Source organism: Thiohalorhabdus sp. (assembly GCF_036628635.1).
Lineage (GTDB): Bacteria > Pseudomonadota > Gammaproteobacteria > Thiohalorhabdales > Thiohalorhabdaceae > Thiohalorhabdus.
The window spans coordinates 36,954-51,127 of sequence record NZ_JAZKRM010000019.1 but is presented as its reverse complement, the minus strand read 5'-3'; the positions used below and the strand labels follow the sequence as shown (position 1 = coordinate 51,127).

General features: G+C 63.4%; 29 protein-coding genes. All 29 read left to right on the top strand.

Features of this window, described 5'->3' with window-relative positions:
* Positions 1-77: 77 nt before the first annotated feature.
* Positions 78-395, top strand: a complete 318-nt coding sequence (rpsJ, locus tag V5A19_RS08180) for a 30S ribosomal protein S10 (protein WP_332318669.1) — start codon at positions 78-80, stop codon at positions 393-395.
* 13 nt (positions 396-408) lie between these two features.
* Positions 409-1,044, top strand: coding sequence for a 50S ribosomal protein L3 (rplC, locus tag V5A19_RS08175; protein WP_332318668.1), 636 nt, complete (start codon positions 409-411; stop codon positions 1,042-1,044).
* A 12-nt stretch (positions 1,045-1,056) separates the two neighbouring features.
* Complete coding sequence (rplD, locus tag V5A19_RS08170) at positions 1,057-1,674, top strand: 50S ribosomal protein L4 (RefSeq protein WP_332318667.1); 618 nt, start codon at positions 1,057-1,059, stop codon at positions 1,672-1,674.
* Positions 1,671-1,967, top strand: a complete 297-nt coding sequence (gene rplW / locus V5A19_RS08165) for a 50S ribosomal protein L23 (protein ID WP_332318666.1) — start codon at positions 1,671-1,673, stop codon at positions 1,965-1,967. The genes rplD and rplW overlap by 4 nt, the downstream gene beginning before the upstream one ends.
* Positions 1,968-1,983: 16 nt before the next feature.
* On the top strand, positions 1,984-2,808 hold the full coding sequence (rplB, locus tag V5A19_RS08160; RefSeq protein WP_332318665.1) for a 50S ribosomal protein L2: 825 nt from the start codon (positions 1,984-1,986) through the stop codon (positions 2,806-2,808).
* A gap of 28 nt (positions 2,809-2,836) precedes the next feature.
* Positions 2,837-3,112 carry a 30S ribosomal protein S19 gene (rpsS, locus tag V5A19_RS08155; protein WP_332318664.1) on the top strand — a complete coding sequence of 92 codons (276 nt, stop codon included), beginning with the start codon at positions 2,837-2,839 and terminating at the stop codon, positions 3,110-3,112.
* Complete coding sequence (rplV, locus tag V5A19_RS08150) at positions 3,112-3,459, top strand: 50S ribosomal protein L22 (RefSeq protein ID WP_332318663.1); 348 nt, start codon at positions 3,112-3,114, stop codon at positions 3,457-3,459. The genes rpsS and rplV overlap by 1 nt, the downstream gene beginning before the upstream one ends.
* A gap of 13 nt (positions 3,460-3,472) precedes the next feature.
* The gene (gene rpsC, locus V5A19_RS08145) at positions 3,473-4,153 is read left to right on the top strand and encodes a 30S ribosomal protein S3 (protein WP_332318662.1); all 681 of its coding nucleotides are present in this window, start codon (positions 3,473-3,475) and stop codon (positions 4,151-4,153) included.
* Between the two features lie 20 nt (positions 4,154-4,173).
* On the top strand, positions 4,174-4,590 hold the full coding sequence (gene rplP, locus V5A19_RS08140) for a 50S ribosomal protein L16 (RefSeq protein ID WP_332318661.1): 417 nt from the start codon (positions 4,174-4,176) through the stop codon (positions 4,588-4,590).
* Positions 4,591-4,602: 12 nt separating this feature from the next.
* Entirely contained in the window at positions 4,603-4,806 is a 204-nt protein-coding gene (rpmC, locus tag V5A19_RS08135) for a 50S ribosomal protein L29 (protein WP_332318660.1), read from the top strand.
* Positions 4,806-5,069 (top strand): 30S ribosomal protein S17, encoded by a 264-nt coding sequence (rpsQ, locus tag V5A19_RS08130; RefSeq protein ID WP_332318659.1) that lies wholly within the window; start codon positions 4,806-4,808, stop codon positions 5,067-5,069. Before rpmC ends, rpsQ begins: the two co-directional genes overlap by 1 nt.
* 74 nt (positions 5,070-5,143) lie before the next feature.
* A complete protein-coding gene (rplN, locus tag V5A19_RS08125; RefSeq protein WP_332318658.1) occupies positions 5,144-5,512 on the top strand; it encodes a 50S ribosomal protein L14 in 369 nt (122 codons plus the stop codon).
* A gap of 19 nt (positions 5,513-5,531) precedes the next feature.
* Entirely contained in the window at positions 5,532-5,852 is a 321-nt protein-coding gene (gene rplX / locus V5A19_RS08120; protein WP_332318657.1) for a 50S ribosomal protein L24, read from the top strand.
* Between the two features lie 13 nt (positions 5,853-5,865).
* Complete coding sequence (gene rplE / locus V5A19_RS08115) at positions 5,866-6,408, top strand: 50S ribosomal protein L5 (protein ID WP_332318656.1); 543 nt, start codon at positions 5,866-5,868, stop codon at positions 6,406-6,408.
* An 18-nt stretch (positions 6,409-6,426) separates the two neighbouring features.
* Positions 6,427-6,612 carry a type Z 30S ribosomal protein S14 gene (locus V5A19_RS08110; protein WP_332318655.1) on the top strand — a complete coding sequence of 62 codons (186 nt, stop codon included), beginning with the start codon at positions 6,427-6,429 and terminating at the stop codon, positions 6,610-6,612.
* 14 nt (positions 6,613-6,626) lie between these two features.
* Positions 6,627-7,022 carry a 30S ribosomal protein S8 gene (rpsH, locus tag V5A19_RS08105; protein ID WP_332318654.1) on the top strand — a complete coding sequence of 132 codons (396 nt, stop codon included), beginning with the start codon at positions 6,627-6,629 and terminating at the stop codon, positions 7,020-7,022.
* 13 nt (positions 7,023-7,035) lie between these two features.
* Entirely contained in the window at positions 7,036-7,569 is a 534-nt protein-coding gene (gene rplF / locus V5A19_RS08100) for a 50S ribosomal protein L6 (RefSeq protein ID WP_332318653.1), read from the top strand.
* An 8-nt stretch (positions 7,570-7,577) separates the two neighbouring features.
* Positions 7,578-7,940: a 50S ribosomal protein L18 gene (gene rplR, locus V5A19_RS08095; RefSeq protein ID WP_332318652.1), complete on the top strand. Its 363-nt coding sequence runs from the start codon at positions 7,578-7,580 to the stop codon at positions 7,938-7,940.
* A 16-nt stretch (positions 7,941-7,956) separates the two neighbouring features.
* A complete protein-coding gene (gene rpsE, locus V5A19_RS08090; protein WP_332318651.1) occupies positions 7,957-8,469 on the top strand; it encodes a 30S ribosomal protein S5 in 513 nt (170 codons plus the stop codon).
* A 5-nt stretch (positions 8,470-8,474) separates the two neighbouring features.
* Positions 8,475-8,660 (top strand): 50S ribosomal protein L30, encoded by a 186-nt coding sequence (gene rpmD / locus V5A19_RS08085; RefSeq protein ID WP_332318650.1) that lies wholly within the window; start codon positions 8,475-8,477, stop codon positions 8,658-8,660.
* On the top strand, positions 8,657-9,097 hold the full coding sequence (gene rplO / locus V5A19_RS08080) for a 50S ribosomal protein L15 (RefSeq protein ID WP_332318649.1): 441 nt from the start codon (positions 8,657-8,659) through the stop codon (positions 9,095-9,097). Before rpmD ends, rplO begins: the two co-directional genes overlap by 4 nt.
* 3 nt (positions 9,098-9,100) lie before the next feature.
* Positions 9,101-10,438 (top strand): preprotein translocase subunit SecY, encoded by a 1,338-nt coding sequence (gene secY, locus V5A19_RS08075; protein WP_443081430.1) that lies wholly within the window; start codon positions 9,101-9,103, stop codon positions 10,436-10,438.
* Positions 10,438-11,088 carry an adenylate kinase gene (locus V5A19_RS08070; protein ID WP_332318648.1) on the top strand — a complete coding sequence of 217 codons (651 nt, stop codon included), beginning with the start codon at positions 10,438-10,440 and terminating at the stop codon, positions 11,086-11,088. The genes secY and V5A19_RS08070 overlap by 1 nt, the downstream gene beginning before the upstream one ends.
* A gap of 9 nt (positions 11,089-11,097) precedes the next feature.
* The gene (gene infA, locus V5A19_RS08065; protein WP_332318647.1) at positions 11,098-11,316 is read left to right on the top strand and encodes a translation initiation factor IF-1; all 219 of its coding nucleotides are present in this window, start codon (positions 11,098-11,100) and stop codon (positions 11,314-11,316) included.
* Positions 11,317-11,370: 54 nt separating this feature from the next.
* Complete coding sequence (gene rpmJ / locus V5A19_RS08060; protein ID WP_332318646.1) at positions 11,371-11,484, top strand: 50S ribosomal protein L36; 114 nt, start codon at positions 11,371-11,373, stop codon at positions 11,482-11,484.
* Positions 11,485-11,599: 115 nt separating this feature from the next.
* Positions 11,600-11,956, top strand: coding sequence for a 30S ribosomal protein S13 (rpsM, locus tag V5A19_RS08055; RefSeq protein WP_332318645.1), 357 nt, complete (start codon positions 11,600-11,602; stop codon positions 11,954-11,956).
* 35 nt (positions 11,957-11,991) lie between these two features.
* Positions 11,992-12,390 (top strand): 30S ribosomal protein S11, encoded by a 399-nt coding sequence (rpsK, locus tag V5A19_RS08050; RefSeq protein ID WP_332318644.1) that lies wholly within the window; start codon positions 11,992-11,994, stop codon positions 12,388-12,390.
* A 28-nt stretch (positions 12,391-12,418) separates the two neighbouring features.
* Positions 12,419-13,045, top strand: coding sequence for a 30S ribosomal protein S4 (gene rpsD, locus V5A19_RS08045; protein WP_332318643.1), 627 nt, complete (start codon positions 12,419-12,421; stop codon positions 13,043-13,045).
* A 109-nt stretch (positions 13,046-13,154) separates the two neighbouring features.
* A complete protein-coding gene (locus V5A19_RS08040; protein WP_332318642.1) occupies positions 13,155-14,171 on the top strand; it encodes a DNA-directed RNA polymerase subunit alpha in 1,017 nt (338 codons plus the stop codon).
* Positions 14,172-14,174: the final 3 nt, after the last annotated feature.

The window sequence follows — 14,174 nt, the reverse complement described above, 5'->3', positions numbered from 1 at the left end:
TCCGCGAGGGCGGCCGCACCGTCGGTGCCGGCGTGGTCGCCGAGATCCTGGAGTAATCCCCCCGGAGTTAACAGGCTATGGCCGTCGAACAGCAACAAAAGATTCGCATCCGGCTGAAGGCGTACGACCACAAGCTGCTCGACCACTCGGCCGGCGAGATCGTCAACACCGCCAAGCGCACCGGCGCCCGGGTCAAAGGCCCGGTACCGCTGCCCACTCGAGTCGAGAAGTTCACCGTTCTGCGCTCACCGCACGTCGACAAGCGGGGCATGGAACATTTCGAGAGCCGCACCCACAAGCGTCTGCTCGACATCATGGATCCCACCGATCAGACGGTGGATGCCTTGATGAAGCTCGACCTGCCGGCGGGCGTGGACGTCCAGATCAAGCTTTGAGCGGGATGGACCAATGGCAATCGGCGTAATCGGCAAGAAGAAAGGTATGTCCCGCGTGTTTACCGAAGCCGGGGAAAGCATCCCGGTAACGGTAATCGAGGTGACCCCCAACCGGATCACCCAGGCCAAGGACATCGATACGGACGGCTACGCGGCCGTCCAGGTCACCACCGGCAGCCGCAAACCCAATCGCACGCCTAAGCCCATGGCCGGCCATGCGGCCAAGGCCGGTGTCGGGGCGGGGCGAACCTTCCGGGAGTTCCGTCCGGACGGCGACGAGGAGCTGCCCGAGGCCGGCGGCGCGCTTACCGCCGATCGCTTCGAGGAGGGTCAGGTGGTGGATGTCACCGGGCTGACCAAGGGGCGGGGCTATGCCGGCACCATGAAGCGCTGGAATTTTAGCGGTGGCCCCGCTTCCCACGGCGCCCACAAGATCCACCGTAAGCCCGGCTCGGTTGGGCAGATGCAGGATCCTGGGCGGGTGTTCAAGGGTAAGAAGATGTCCGGCCGCATGGGCGGGCGCCAGGCGACCCAGCAAAACCTCGAGGTAGTGCGGGTCGACAGCGAGCGCAATCTCTTGCTCGTCAAGGGTGCGGTTCCGGGCAGCAAGGAATCCGATGTACTGGTTCGCCCCGCGGTCAAGGGCTGAAAAGGGTAGAAAATGCAGATCCCAGTGAAGACCCCGACCAACCAGGAAAAGGGCGCCACCGACGTCAGCGACGCGGTGTTCGGCGCCCAATTCCGCGAGGGCCTGGTCCACCAGGTGGTAAACGCCACTCAGGCCGGCCAGCGCGCCGGAACCAGCGCCGCTAAGTCGCGCGGCCAGGTAGCCGGCGGTGGCAAGAAGCCCTGGCGCCAGAAAGGCACCGGCAATGCCCGCGCCGGGACCATCCGGAGCCCCCTGTGGCGCGGCGGCGGTATCATCTTCGGCCCCAAACCGCGTTCCTACGCGCAGAAGGTCAACAAGAAGATGCGGCTGGGGGCCATGCGCTCACTGCTGTCGGAACTCGCGCGCCGGGAGGAGCTCGTTGCTGTGGCCGATCTCGGCGTCAGCCAGGGCAAGACCCGGGAGCTCGCCACCACCCTGGATGCCCTGGGTGCCGACGACGCCCTGGTGGTCACCACCGCGGACGACACCCAAACGGCGCGGGCCGGCGGCAATATCCCCCGAGTTACGGTGATGCCGGCCCAGAACGTGGGGCCGCTGGCCCTGGTGCAGCACGCCCGGGTGGTGGTCACCGAGGACGCCCTGCGCGAGCTGGAGGAGCGCCTGACATGAATCATGAACGGCTGACCCAGGTGCTGCGGCGCCCCATCGTCACCGAAAAGTCCACCCGCGTGCGCGCCGAGGCCAATCAGCTGGCCTTCGAGGTGGCCAAGGGCGCCAACAAGCGTGAGATCAAGAAGGCGGTGGAGGACCGTTTCGGGGTCCAGGTTGAGAAGGTGACCACCACCAACGTCAAGGGCAAGCCAAAGCGTTTCGGGCGCATCCAGGGCCGCCGAAGCGATTGGAAAAAGGCCTACGTCCGGCTGGCCGAAGGCCAGGACATCGACTTCTTCGGCGCGGAATAAAAAGCAGGAGCCCCTAATGGGTACCAAAAAGCGGAAGCCTACCAGCCCCGGCAGCCGCTACCGCATCACGGTAGACGAGCCGTCGGTGCACAAGGGCAAGCCGGAGAAGAGCCTGCTAGCCAAGGGCAAACGGACCAGCGCCCGCAACAACGCCGGCCGCATATCCGTTCGCCGGCGCGGCGGGGCCCACAAGCGCCGCCAGCGCATCGTCGACTTCAGGCGGAACAAGGATGGCGTGCCCGCCCGAGTCGAGCGTTTGGAGTACGATCCGAATCGCACTGCCTATTTGGCTTTGCTGGTGTACGCGGACGGTGAAAAGCGGTATATTGTCGCTCCTCGCAACCTGAAGGCTGGCAATGAGGTTGTTTCCGGCGACGAAGCCCCCGTTCGCCCGGCCAACTGCCTTCCGATCCGGAATATCCCCACCGGGACCGTGATCCACAATGTCGAGCTCAGGCCCGGCAAGGGCGGCCAGATTGCCCGAGCTGCTGGTGCCAGCGCTCAGTTGTTGGCGCGCGAGGGCCGCGACGCTCAGATCCGCATGGCCTCCGGCGAGGTTCGCCGGGTTAGCGTGGATTGCCGCGCGGTCATTGGTGAGGTAAGCAACCGCGACCACGCCAATCAGGTCATCGGCAAGGCCGGAGCCAGCCGGTGGCGGGGGCGGCGTCCCAAGGTTCGCGGCGTCTCCATGAACCCGGTGGACCACCCGCACGGCGGCGGTGAGGGCCACACCAAGGGCGGCCGTCATCCGGTGACGCCTTGGGGACAGCCCACCAAGGGCCATCGTACCCGTAATAACAAGCGCACCGATAAGCTTATCGTCCGGCGCCGCAAGAAATAGGCCCGAGCGGTAACAGGGAGTCGCGAGAATGCCTCGTTCGATCAAGAAAGGCCCGTTTGTCGACGACCACCTTTTGAAGAAGGTGGATTCGGCAACGGTGGCCGGCGAAAAAAAGCCGATCAAGACCTGGTCGCGGCGGTCGACCATTACGCCCGAGATGATCGGTCTGACCATCGCCGTGCACAACGGCCGCCAGCATGTGCCGGTGGCGATTAACGAAAACATGGTCGGCCACAAGCTCGGGGAATTTGCCCCCACCCGTTTGTTCCGTGGGCATAAGGTAGACAAGAAGGCGCGTCGGTAATGAGTGAGGAAAAGCTCCAAGCGCGGGCCTCCACCAAGTCGGTGCGGCTATCACCGCGCAAGGCCCGGCTGGTGGTGGATCAGATCCGCGGAAAGACCGTCGAGCAGGCCCTTGAGTACCTGACCTTCGAGCGCCGCAAGCCGGCCCACTACATCCGCAAGACCCTGGACTCGGCGATCTCCAACGCCGAGCACAATGAAGGGCTGGACGTGGACCGGCTGGTGGTCAAGGAGGCCTTCGTCGACGAGGGCGCGACCCTGAAGCGGTTCCGCCCCCGGGCCATGGGCCGGGCCACCCCCATCAACAAGCCCACGAGCCACATCACCATCGTCGTGGCGCAGGCATAGAAGGGACGCGAGCATGGGACACAAAGTCCACCCGACCGGCATGCGCCTGGGCATCGTCAAGGATTGGGACAGCCGCTGGTTGGCCGAGCGCAGTGACTACGCCGGCCAATTGGCCGAGGACATCCGAATCCGCAACTACATCGAGAAGCGCCTCAAGCACGCGGCGATCTCCAGGGTGGTTATCGAGCGCCCGGCCCGCAATGCCCGCATCAGCATCTACACCGCCCGGCCCGGCATGGTGATCGGCAAAAAGGGCGAGGACATCGAGAAGCTCCGGAGCGAGGTGCAAAAGCTCTCTTCGGAACAGATCCACATCAATATTGAAGAGATTCGCAAGCCCGAGACCGATGCCCGCTTGGTGGCCGACAACGTGGCCCAACAGCTGGAACGACGGGTCTCCTTTCGGCGGGCCATGAAGCGCGCCGTGGGCAATGCCATGCGCCTCGGCGCTCAGGGCATCAAGATCTCTGCCGGCGGCCGCCTGGGTGGGTCCGAAATCGCCCGGACCGAGTGGTACCGCGAGGGCCGTGTGCCCCTGCACACCCTCCGAGCCGACATCGACTACGGGCTGGCCGAGGCCAAGACCACCTACGGGGTCATCGGCGTCAAGGTCTGGATCTTCAAGGGCGAGGTCCTTGAGGAGCAGGAGGTGGACACCGAGAGCCAAAGCCAGGCCCAGGCCCAGGCTGGTTAAGGGCCACAGGAGCGCAAGGCATGCTACAGCCCAAAAAGATCAAGTACCGCAAGCAGCAAAAGGGCAAGAACCGCGGTCTGGCTAGACGCGGGGACAAGGTTAACTTCGGCTCCTTTGCCCTCAAGGCGACCGGACGGGGCCGGTTGACCAGCCGGCAAATCGAGGCCGCCCGTATCGCCATTACCCGGCACATCAAGCGCCGGGGCAAGGTGTGGATCCGGGTGTTTCCGGACAAGCCGGTATCGAAAAAGCCGGCCGAGGTCCGCATGGGCAAGGGCAAAGGTAACCCAGAGTACTGGGTGGCCCAGATCCAGCCCGGCCGGGTGATCTATGAGCTGGAAGGGGTGCCTGAGGACGTGGCCGCCGAGGCTATGCGCCGGGCGGCGGCCAAGCTGCCGATGAGGACCCGCTTTATTACCCGCGGCGGGGGCAACTAGGAGGGTCGAATCATGGCAGACAACGCCAAAGAGCTTCGCGGCCAGGGCGGCGGCGAGCTGGAGAAGCAGCTCCAAGACCTGCGCGACGAGCAGTTTAATCTGCGTTTCCAGCACGCCACCGGCCAGCTGGAGAATACCTCCCGAATACGGCAGGTTCGCCGGGCCATCGCCCGGATCAAGACCGTTATGAACGAGAAGCGTAAGGCGGCGGAATAATGGCTCAGGAAACAAACAAGCGTCGCATGAACGGCGTGGTGGTCAGCACCCGGGGCAGCAAGACGGCGGTTGTGCGGGTCGACTACCGGCGACCGGATCCCCTGTACGGGAAGTACGTCCGGCGCTCGAGCAAGCTGCACGTGCACGATCCCGAAAGTGCCTGCGGCGATGGGGACTATGTTGCCGTCGAGGAGTGCCGCCGCGTATCCAAGACCAAGTCCTGGCGCCTGGTCGAGGTCCTGGAGAAAGCCGTCCAGGTCTGAGCACAGCGCAATCGCCAGGGCCTTCGAGCGCAGCGCAATGCGCCCGCGCATGGGACCTGTAGGGAGAGACGTCGATGATCCAGATGCAAACCCGGCTGGGGATCGCGGACAACAGCGGGGCCCGCGAAGTCCAGACGATCAAGGTCTTGGGCGGGTCGAAGCGGCGGTTCGCCAATATTGGCGACATCATCAAGGTAACCGTCAAGGAAGCGGCGCCACGAGGGCGTGTTAAGAAAGGCGGGGTTTATAACGCCGTGGTGGTGCGCTCGGCCAAGGGCGTTCGTCGCTCCGACGGCTCGGTGATCCGCTTCGACCGCAATGCCGCGGTGCTGCTCAATGATTCATTGGAGCCGATCGGCACCCGGATCTTTGGTCCGGTGACACGCGAGCTACGTGCCCAGAACTTCATGAAGATCATTTCCCTGGCACCGGAAGTGCTGTAAAGCCCCGGGAGAGGCCGAGATGGAACGAGTTAAGAAAGGCGACGATGTTGTCGTCCGCAGCGGCAAAGACGCTGGCAAGCGGGGCACCGTTCAGCGGGTGCTGCCCAGGGACAACCGGGTCGTCGTGGCCAACGCCAACATGGTCAAGCGCCACGTCCGGCCGAATCCCCAGGCGGGGGTGGCCGGCGGCATCCAGGAGCGCGAGGCGCCCATGGATTTGTCCAAGGTGAACCCCTACTGCCGCACCTGCGACAGGGGCGTCCGCGTCGGAATCAAGACCCTGGAAGACCGTCGCAAAGTGCGCATCTGCCGCACCTGCGGCGAGTCTCTGGACAGCTAGGAGGGCAGCAGTCATGGAAGCCCGGCTGCAACAGCGTTATCAGGAGGAAGTAGCGCCCCAGCTGTTGAAGGAGTTCGAGTACCGGACCCCGATGCAGGTGCCGAGGCTGAGCAAGATCGTGGTCAATATGGGGGTCGGCGATGCCCCCCGCGACCGTCAGGCCCTGGATAACGCCATGAATGAGCTAGCCAACATCACCGGCCAGAAGCCCATGGTCACCACCGCACGCAAATCCGTTGCGGGCTTCAAGATCCGCGAGGGCATGCCGGTGGGCTGCAAGGTGACCCTGCGCCGGGAGCGCATGTATGAGTTCCTGGACCGCTTTATCCAGGTGGCGCTTCCCCGCGTGCGGGATTTCCAGGGGCTCAACCCGAATTCCTTCGACGGTCAGGGCAATTACGCCATGGGCGTTACCGAGCAGATCATTTTCCCCGAGGTGGATTTCGAGAAGGTCGATCGCATTCGGGGAATGGACATCATCTTTTCCACTACGGCGTCCACCGACGAGGAGGCCAAAGCCCTCCTCGACGGCTTCGGGATGCCGTTCCGTAGCTAAGCCAAGGAGCGATAGGCTGTGCCACGCAAATCCCTAATCGCCAAGGCCAAGCGCAAGCAGAAGTTCAAGGTGCGGGAGTACAACCGCTGCAGTAATTGCGGTCGTGCGCGCGGCTATTACCGCAAGTTCGGCTTGTGCCGGCTGTGTCTCCGTAAGCATGCCCTGCAAGGGGAAGTCCCGGGCGTCGTGAAGTCCAGCTGGTAGGTGAGGATGAATCAATGAGCATGACCGATCCGATTGCCGACATGCTGACACGGATCCGCAACGGCCAGATGGCCGAGAAGCACACCGTGTCCATGCCCGGCTCCAAGCAGAAGACCGCCATTGCCCGCATCCTTCAGGAGGAGGGCTTTATCGCCGGGTACCAGGAGATCGAGGAGGGCAACAAAACGACCCTCACCATCGAGCTCAAGTACTTTCAAGGCGAGCCGGTCATTGCCAACCTGCAGCGGGCGAGCCGTCCCGGTCTGCGTCAGTACGCCAAGGCGGATGAAATTCCCAAGGTGCTGAATGGCCTGGGTGTGGTCATTCTGACCACCTCCAAGGGGGTCATGACCGACAGGCAGGCGCGGGCGGAGAACATCGGCGGCGAACTCCTCTGCACCGTCCACTAAGGGGAACCGAGCCATGTCCCGAATCGCAAACGCCCCGGTTCGATTGCCCGAAGAGGTGGAGGTCAGCCTCGACGGCGAGGCCGTTCGCGTAAAAGGCCCCCAGGGCGAGCTGGAACAGGACCTGCATCCCACCGTGAAGGTCGAGGAGGAGGAGGGGACCCTTCGCTTCCGTCCCCGGGAAGATTCCCGGAAGGCCGTGGCCTTCGCAGGAACCATGCGCTCGATCCTGGACAACATGGTCCATGGGGTGAGCCAGGGCTTCGAGCGCCGCCTGGAGATTACCGGCGTCGGCTATCGGGCGGACGTCCAGGGAAGCACCCTAAATCTGCAACTGGGCTTTTCCCACCCGGTTGCTTATGGAATCCCTGATGGGGTCAACGTCGAGGTGCAAGGTCAAACCAATGTGGTGGTTCGCGGCGCCAGCAAGGTACTGGTGGGCCAGGTGGCGGCGGATATCCGGGCCATGCGGCCTCCCGAGCCCTATAAGGGCAAGGGCATCCGGTACAGCGACGAGCGGATCATTCGCAAGGAAGCCAAGAAGAAGTAGGCGGAGCCATGAGCGACAACAACAAGTTTAAGCGGCGGCATCGGCGGGCCCAAAAGGCCCGTATGAAGATCCGGGAGCAGGGCAAGGCCCGCCTTTCGGTCTTCCGGTCCGCGAATCACATCTACGCCCAGGTGATCGATGACGGCCATGGTCACACCCTGGCCAGCGCATCCACCCTGGACAAGGGCGTGGCAGGCGATACCGCCCATTGCGGCAATACCGATGCCGCCCAAAAGGTGGGGGAGGCCATCGCCAACCGCGCCAAGGAGGCCGGGGTCGAGGACGTGGCCTTCGACCGCAGCGGCTTTAAGTACCAAGGCCGGATCAAGGCCCTGGCCGAAGCCGCTCGCGAGAACGGCCTCAAGTTCTAACGGATAGGAGACGGTAGTGGCAGGCGCGAACCCCAAAGCCGATTCCCCGGCAGACGATCTCAACGAGAAACTGGTCCATATCAACCGCGTGGCCAAGGCGGCCAAGGGTGGTCGGCAGTTCGGCTTCGCCGCGCTTGCCGTCGTCGGCGACGGCGCGGGCAAGGTCGGTTTCGGCCGGGGCAAAGCCCGTGAGGTGCCGGATGGCATCGCCAAGGCCATGGACCAGGGCCGGAAGGCCATGCGGCGCTATGATCTTAGCGGCGACACTCTGTACCACACAGTGGAAGGGACCCACGCCGGCGCCCGGGTCCTGCTCAAGCCGGCAAGCCCGGGTACCGGCATTATCGCCGGGGGGCCGGTGCGTGCCGTGATGGAGGTTATGGGCATCAAGGACGTGCTGGCCAAGTCCCATGGCTCATCGAACCCCATCAACGTCGTCCGCGCCACTTTCGACGCCTTGGACAGGATGATGAGTCCCGAACGCATGGCGGCCAAGCGCGGTAAGCCCGTCGACGAAGTGTGGAGCTAGCAACCATGGCGGGAACCATTCGACTCACGCTCAAGAAGAGCCTTATCGGTGCCAAGGCCAAGCACCGGGCCACCATCCGGGGCCTGGGCTTGCGGCGGCTTAATCATACCGTGGAGCGCGAGGACACGCCCCAAGTTCGGGGTATGGCCCGTTCCGTTGACCATCTCGTGGAAATCGAGGACGCCCAATGAAGCTCAACCAGATTAAGCCCGCCAAGGGCAGCCGAAGCCAACGCCATCGCGTCGGCCGAGGACGATCCTCGGGTTGGGGCAAGACCGCCGGGAAGGGCCACAAGGGTCAAAAGGCCCGCTCCGGTGGGGGCGTCAAGGCCGGCTTCGAGGGCGGCCAGATGCCACTGCAGCGGCGGGTGCCCAAACGCGGCTTCCACAACAAGTTCGCCGAGCGGCACAAGGAAATCCGTCTGGATGAGCTCAATCGCTTCGCCGACGGCACCGAAGTGACCGAAACGGAGCTGCGTCGGGCCGGTCTGATGAAGGGTGCGGACAAGTGGGCCAAGCTGCTCGGCTCGGGTGAGCTGGAACGCATGGTCACGGTGAAGCTGACCAAGGTTACCGCTGGCGCGCGCAAGGCGGTCGAGGCTGCCGGCGGCAGCGTGGAAGAGAAGTAAGCCGTGGCGGTCGGGAGCAACCTCGGGGGGCTGGCCCAGGTCGGTAACCTGACCAAGATCAGCGAACTCAAACGCCGTATCCTGTTTGTGCTGGGCGCCCTGATCGTTTACCGCATTGGCGCCCACATCCCTACCCCGGGAATCGATCCGCAGGCTCTGGCCCAGTTCTTCGAGCAGCAGCAGGGTTCCATGCTGGGCATGTTCGATATGTTCTCCGGGGGTGCGCTGTCCCGGCTGACCGTGTTCGCTCTGGGGATCATGCCCTACATTTCGGCCTCCATTATCCTTCAGCTGGGCACGGTGGTGTCCCCCAAGCTCGAGCAGCTGAAGAAGGAAGGCCAATCGGGCCAGCGTAAGATCAATATCTACACCCGCTACCTGACCATTGGCCTGGCGGCCTTCCAGGGGATGGGTGTATCGGTGGCCCTGGAGGGCATGCAGGGCGGTGATGTCGTGATTGATCCGGGCTGGGCGTTCCGTGCCAATACGGTACTTACCCTGGTGGCCGGCACCGCCTTTCTGATGTGGCTGGGCGAGCGCATTACCGAAAAAGGCATCGGTAACGGCATTTCCCTGATCATTTTCGCCGCCATCGTCTCGGGGCTGCCTTCGGCGCTTTACAATACGCTCGAATTGGCCCGCACGGGCGAATTCTCGCCTTTGTTCGTCCTGTTCCTGCTGGTGGGAGCTCTAGCCGTAATTGGTGGTATCGTGTTCGTCGAACGGGGCCAGCGGCGAATTACCATTCAGTACGCCAAACGCCAGGTGGGCCAGAAGATGTTCGGGGGCCAAAGCACCCACCTGCCCCTGAAGGTGAACATGGCCGGTGTGATACCGCCCATTTTCGCGTCCAGCATCATCCTGTTCCCGGTAACGGCGGCGGGTTGGTTCGGCAGCGCCGAGGGCATGGGCTGGCTGCAGGAGATCTCCCAGGCCATTCGGCCGGGTGAGCCTCTGTACGTGGTGCTTTACTCGGTGGCGATCATCTTTTTCTGCTTTTTCTACACTGCCATTGTGTTCAATCCGCGGGATACAGCCGATAATTTGAAGAAATCCGGCGGGTTTATCCCGGGAATCCGGCCCGGGGAGCAAACGGCTAACTACATCGACCGCGTGCTGACCCGACTGACTTTCTTCGGCGCAATCTATGTCACGTTGGTCTGTCTGCTGCCCGAGTTCTTGATGGTCAAGTGGAATGTGCCGTTCTATTTCGGTGGCACCTCTCTGTTGATCATCGTGGCCGTGACCATGGATACGGCCAATCAGATCCAGTCGCATCTGGTCACGCACCAATACGAAGGCCTCATGAAGAAGGCCCGTTTGAAAGGTGGACGCAGCTGATGCCCCCCATGGTACTGCTCGGCCCCCCCGGGGCGGGGAAGGGCACCCAGGGCCAGATGCTCGCGGAGGAGCTGGGCATTCCCCAGATCGCCACCGGCGACATCCTGCGGGCCGCGGTCAAGGCAGGTTCCGAGCTCGGCCAAAAGGCCAAATCCTACATGGATGCCGGGGACCTCGTTCCTGACGAGATCATGGTGGGCATAATCCGGGATCGCCTGCAGCAGCCGGATGCCGGCGAAGGCTATATCCTCGACGGCTTCCCCCGCACCGTGGCGCAAGCCGAAGCCCTAGACGACATGCTCGCCGCCATCGGCCAAAAGCTGGACCACGTGGTCCATATCGATGTAGACAACGAGTTGCTGGTGAAGCGTTTGTCGGGGCGGGTCATCTGCCGTGACTGCGGCGCCACTTACCACACCCGGTTTAATCCTCCGGCCAAGGATCGCGTCTGCGATTTGTGCGGCGGCGAACTGTTCCAGCGCGAGGACGACCAGGAAAAAACGGTTCGGTCGCGCTTGGCGGTGTTCCAGGAGCGCACCCAACCGCTGGTGGAGTATTACCGGCAGCAGGGCATTTACCGCAAGGTCGACGGCGACCAGGATCCCGAGACGGTTCGCGCCAGGATCCTGCAGGCCATCGAAGGGAAGTAAAGGCAGACAATGGCCAAGGAAGACACCATCGAGATGCAGGGCGAAGTGGTGGAGACCCTGCCCAACGCCACCTTCCGGGTGGAGCTGGAAAATGGCCACGAAGTGATCGCTCACATCTCTGGAAAGATGCGCAAGAACTACATCCGGATCCTGCCCGGGGACCGGGTTACGGTGGAGCTAACGCCTTACGACCTGAACCGGGGCCGGATTACCTACCGGGCCAAGTAAGGTCCCGGCCCGACCGAGTTCCGCTTTTCGCCCTAAAGGAAGGGGAGCATACCGATGAAGGTTCGCGCTTCAGTGAAGCCGATCTGTCGTAACTGCCGCGTTATCAAGCGCCGCGGCCGGGTCCGTGTGATTTGCTCGGATCCGCGTCACAAGCAGCGGCAAGGTTGACGAGGTCGGTTTTTTTCGCCTAAGATTGTTCGTTTACCCCTCGCCGGCTCGGCGAGACGAATTCGTACGTAGCTAGCGAGCGCTAACCCGATCAGTAGCCAGACGAGGACGAGCTATGGCCCGCATTGCAGGCGTCAATATCCCCGTGCGCAAGCGGGTAGTGGTGGCCCTCACCTACATCTACGGGGTCGGCGACAAACGCGCCATGAAAATTGTGGATAAGGCCGGCGTATCGGCCGATACCCGGGTGAAGGACCTCACTGACAGCGAAGAGGTCGCCATCCGCGATGCCGTCAATGAGTACAGCGTCGAGGGCGATCTTCGCCGCGAGGTCTCCATGAACATCAAGCGGCTGCGGGATATCGGGTCCTATCGGGGGATGCGTCACCGGCGCGGGCTGCCCGTGCGGGGCCAGAAGACCAAAAACAACGCGCGTACCCGCAAGGGGCCGCAGAAGCCGGCCAATCGCTAGCGTGACGGGAATACCACGAGGGGCAGTAACGGGAAATGGCTAAGCAACAGCGGCGCCAGAGCCGCACCCGGAAGAAGGTCAAAAAGAATATCGCCGAAGGGGTGGCCCATATTCAGGCCACCTTCAATAACACCTTGGTGAATATCTCGGACCGTCAGGGCAACACCCTGGCTTGGTCAACCCCAGGGGCGACCGGGTTCAAGGGCTCCCGGAAGAGCACGCCGTTCGCCGCCCAGTTGGCCGCCGAGGCGGCCGCGCGTTCGGCGCAGGAGCACGGCATCCAGAGCCTGGATGTTGAGGTGAACGGGCCGGGGCCGGGCCGGGAGTCCGCTGTCCGAGCCCTCCACGCGGCCGGCATCAAGATTTCCAGCATCCGCGACGTGACCCCGCTGCCGCACAACGGTTGCCGGCCGCCCAAAAAGCGTCGGGTGTAACCAAACAACGAGGGGTGGGAAGACAACCTTGGCTAAGTATACGGGTCCAAAGTGCCGGCTGTGCCGCCGGGAGGGCGAGAAGCTCTACCTGAAGGGCGAGAAATGCTACACCGATAAATGCGCCATCGAGAAGCGGCCATACCCGCCCGGGGAGGCGGGCCAGAGTCGCCGGCGCCAATCGGAGTACGGCCTGCAGCTGCGGGAGAAGCAAAAGGTCCGCCGCACCTACGGAGTAATGGAAGGCCAGTTCCGGCGCTATTATCAGGAGGCCGCCCGGCGCAAGGGAAATACCGGGGAGCTACTGCTCCAGTTGCTGGAACGGCGTCTGGATAACATCGTCTTCCGCATGGGCTTCGCGGGGTCCCGCTCCGAGTCACGCCAGGCGATCCGTCACAACCAGATACTAATCAACGGCTCGCGGGTTAACCTGCCCTCCTACCAGGTTAAGACGGGTGACGAAGTCACGGTGGTGAGCCATGCCCGCAATCACGACCGGATCCAGTACGCCGTCCAGCGCAGCGATGACCTAGGTCGCCCCGAATGGCTCGAGGTGGATGGCGGTAACTTCAAGGGCACAGTTAAGGCCCTTCCGGAGCGCGCCGATCTTTCCCCGGCCATCAACGAGCACCTCATCGTTGAGCTCTATTCCAAGTAAGTGCAGGTGACGGGCCGGCCTGACGCCGGCCCCCGGTCGACCGACCAAGGATGGCAGCGGCCCCGAGTCGCGCCATCGCAAACCAGTTTGGCGAAACGGAGTGGCGGCCATGCAGGACGCCTTAATCAAACCGGACAACATTGAAATCGAAAGCCTGGGGGACCGAGGGGCCAAGGTCACCCTCGAGCCCCTCGAGCGCGGATACGGGCATACCCTGGGCAACGCCCTGCGCCGGATACTGCTGTCCTCTATGCCGGGTACGGCGGTTACCAAGGTGCAGATCGAGGGCGTTCTCCATGAGTTCGGCTCCATCGAGGGGGTCCGCGAGGATGTGGTTGACATCATCCTCAACCTCAAGGGGCTGACGGTGGCCCTATCCGAGGACCACGACGAAATGACCCTGAGCTTGAATCGGACCGCCGAGGGCGCGGTGACCGCCGCCGATTTCGATGTACCCACGGGGGCGGAGGTGATCAATCCGGATCTGGAGATCGCCCACATCTCCTCGGGCGGTCAGTTGCAGATGGAGGTCACGGTGGCCCGCGGCCGGGGCTACGAGCCGGCTGCCACCCGGGAAGACGACGGCAGCTCCACCATCGGAGTGATTCCGGTAGATGCCACCTACACCCCCGTCACCCGGGCCACCTACAAGGTAGAGAATGCTCGTATCGGTCAGGTTACAGACTACGACCGGCTGGTCCTGGAAGTGGACACCGACGGCAGCCTCACCGCCGAGGAGGCCGTGCGGCGTTCGGCGGAGCTGCTGCGGGAGCAGCTGACCATTTTCGTGGACCTGGCGCCCTCCGAGCCCGGTGGCGGTCGTCCGGGAGAGGGCAGGGGCGTAGACCCCAATCTCCTGCGGTCGGTGGACGACCTGGAGCTGTCGGTCCGGTCGGCGAACTGCCTTAAGGCTGAGAACATCCACTTCGTCGGCGACCTGGTCCAGAGGACGGAACAGGAATTGCTCAAGACTCCCAATTTCGGCAAGAAGTCCCTCAACGAGATCAAGGAAGTGCTTGCCTCCATGGGGCTGTCGCTGGGTATGCAGCTGGAGAGCTGGCCGCCGGAGAATCTTCCCGAGCTGCCCGAGGGAGAGAGCGAGAACGACGGCCAGGAGGCCGGGTGAGGC

Excerpts from the sequence above, each read along its gene's own strand:
- rpmD (WP_332318650.1), top strand. The coding sequence starts at position 8,475 with ATGGCGGGAACCATTCGACTCACGCTCAAGAAGAGCCTTATCGGTGCC.
- rplD (WP_332318667.1), top strand. The coding sequence starts at position 1,057 with ATGCAGATCCCAGTGAAGACCCCGACCAACCAGGAAAAGGGCGCCACC.
- rpmJ (WP_332318646.1), top strand. The coding sequence starts at position 11,371 with ATGAAGGTTCGCGCTTCAGTGAAGCCGATCTGTCGTAACTGCCGCGTT.
- rplF (WP_332318653.1), top strand. The coding sequence starts at position 7,036 with ATGTCCCGAATCGCAAACGCCCCGGTTCGATTGCCCGAAGAGGTGGAG.
- rplN (WP_332318658.1), top strand. The coding sequence starts at position 5,144 with ATGATCCAGATGCAAACCCGGCTGGGGATCGCGGACAACAGCGGGGCC.
- rplR (WP_332318652.1), top strand. The coding sequence starts at position 7,578 with ATGAGCGACAACAACAAGTTTAAGCGGCGGCATCGGCGGGCCCAAAAG.
- rplV (WP_332318663.1), top strand. The coding sequence starts at position 3,112 with ATGAGTGAGGAAAAGCTCCAAGCGCGGGCCTCCACCAAGTCGGTGCGG.
- rpmC (WP_332318660.1), top strand. The coding sequence starts at position 4,603 with ATGGCAGACAACGCCAAAGAGCTTCGCGGCCAGGGCGGCGGCGAGCTG.
- rplO (WP_332318649.1), top strand. The coding sequence starts at position 8,657 with ATGAAGCTCAACCAGATTAAGCCCGCCAAGGGCAGCCGAAGCCAACGC.
- rpsH (WP_332318654.1), top strand. The coding sequence starts at position 6,627 with ATGAGCATGACCGATCCGATTGCCGACATGCTGACACGGATCCGCAAC.
- rpsM (WP_332318645.1), top strand. The coding sequence starts at position 11,600 with ATGGCCCGCATTGCAGGCGTCAATATCCCCGTGCGCAAGCGGGTAGTG.
- rplW (WP_332318666.1), top strand. The coding sequence starts at position 1,671 with ATGAATCATGAACGGCTGACCCAGGTGCTGCGGCGCCCCATCGTCACC.
- rplE (WP_332318656.1), top strand. The coding sequence starts at position 5,866 with ATGGAAGCCCGGCTGCAACAGCGTTATCAGGAGGAAGTAGCGCCCCAG.
- rplP (WP_332318661.1), top strand. The coding sequence starts at position 4,174 with ATGCTACAGCCCAAAAAGATCAAGTACCGCAAGCAGCAAAAGGGCAAG.
- rpsJ (WP_332318669.1), top strand. The coding sequence starts at position 78 with ATGGCCGTCGAACAGCAACAAAAGATTCGCATCCGGCTGAAGGCGTAC.
- rpsK (WP_332318644.1), top strand. The coding sequence starts at position 11,992 with ATGGCTAAGCAACAGCGGCGCCAGAGCCGCACCCGGAAGAAGGTCAAA.
- rpsC (WP_332318662.1), top strand. The coding sequence starts at position 3,473 with ATGGGACACAAAGTCCACCCGACCGGCATGCGCCTGGGCATCGTCAAG.
- rplC (WP_332318668.1), top strand. The coding sequence starts at position 409 with ATGGCAATCGGCGTAATCGGCAAGAAGAAAGGTATGTCCCGCGTGTTT.
- V5A19_RS08070 (WP_332318648.1), top strand. The coding sequence starts at position 10,438 with ATGCCCCCCATGGTACTGCTCGGCCCCCCCGGGGCGGGGAAGGGCACC.
- rplX (WP_332318657.1), top strand. The coding sequence starts at position 5,532 with ATGGAACGAGTTAAGAAAGGCGACGATGTTGTCGTCCGCAGCGGCAAA.
- V5A19_RS08040 (WP_332318642.1), top strand. The coding sequence starts at position 13,155 with ATGCAGGACGCCTTAATCAAACCGGACAACATTGAAATCGAAAGCCTG.
- infA (WP_332318647.1), top strand. The coding sequence starts at position 11,098 with ATGGCCAAGGAAGACACCATCGAGATGCAGGGCGAAGTGGTGGAGACC.
- rplB (WP_332318665.1), top strand. The coding sequence starts at position 1,984 with ATGGGTACCAAAAAGCGGAAGCCTACCAGCCCCGGCAGCCGCTACCGC.
- rpsS (WP_332318664.1), top strand. The coding sequence starts at position 2,837 with ATGCCTCGTTCGATCAAGAAAGGCCCGTTTGTCGACGACCACCTTTTG.
- rpsQ (WP_332318659.1), top strand. The coding sequence starts at position 4,806 with ATGGCTCAGGAAACAAACAAGCGTCGCATGAACGGCGTGGTGGTCAGC.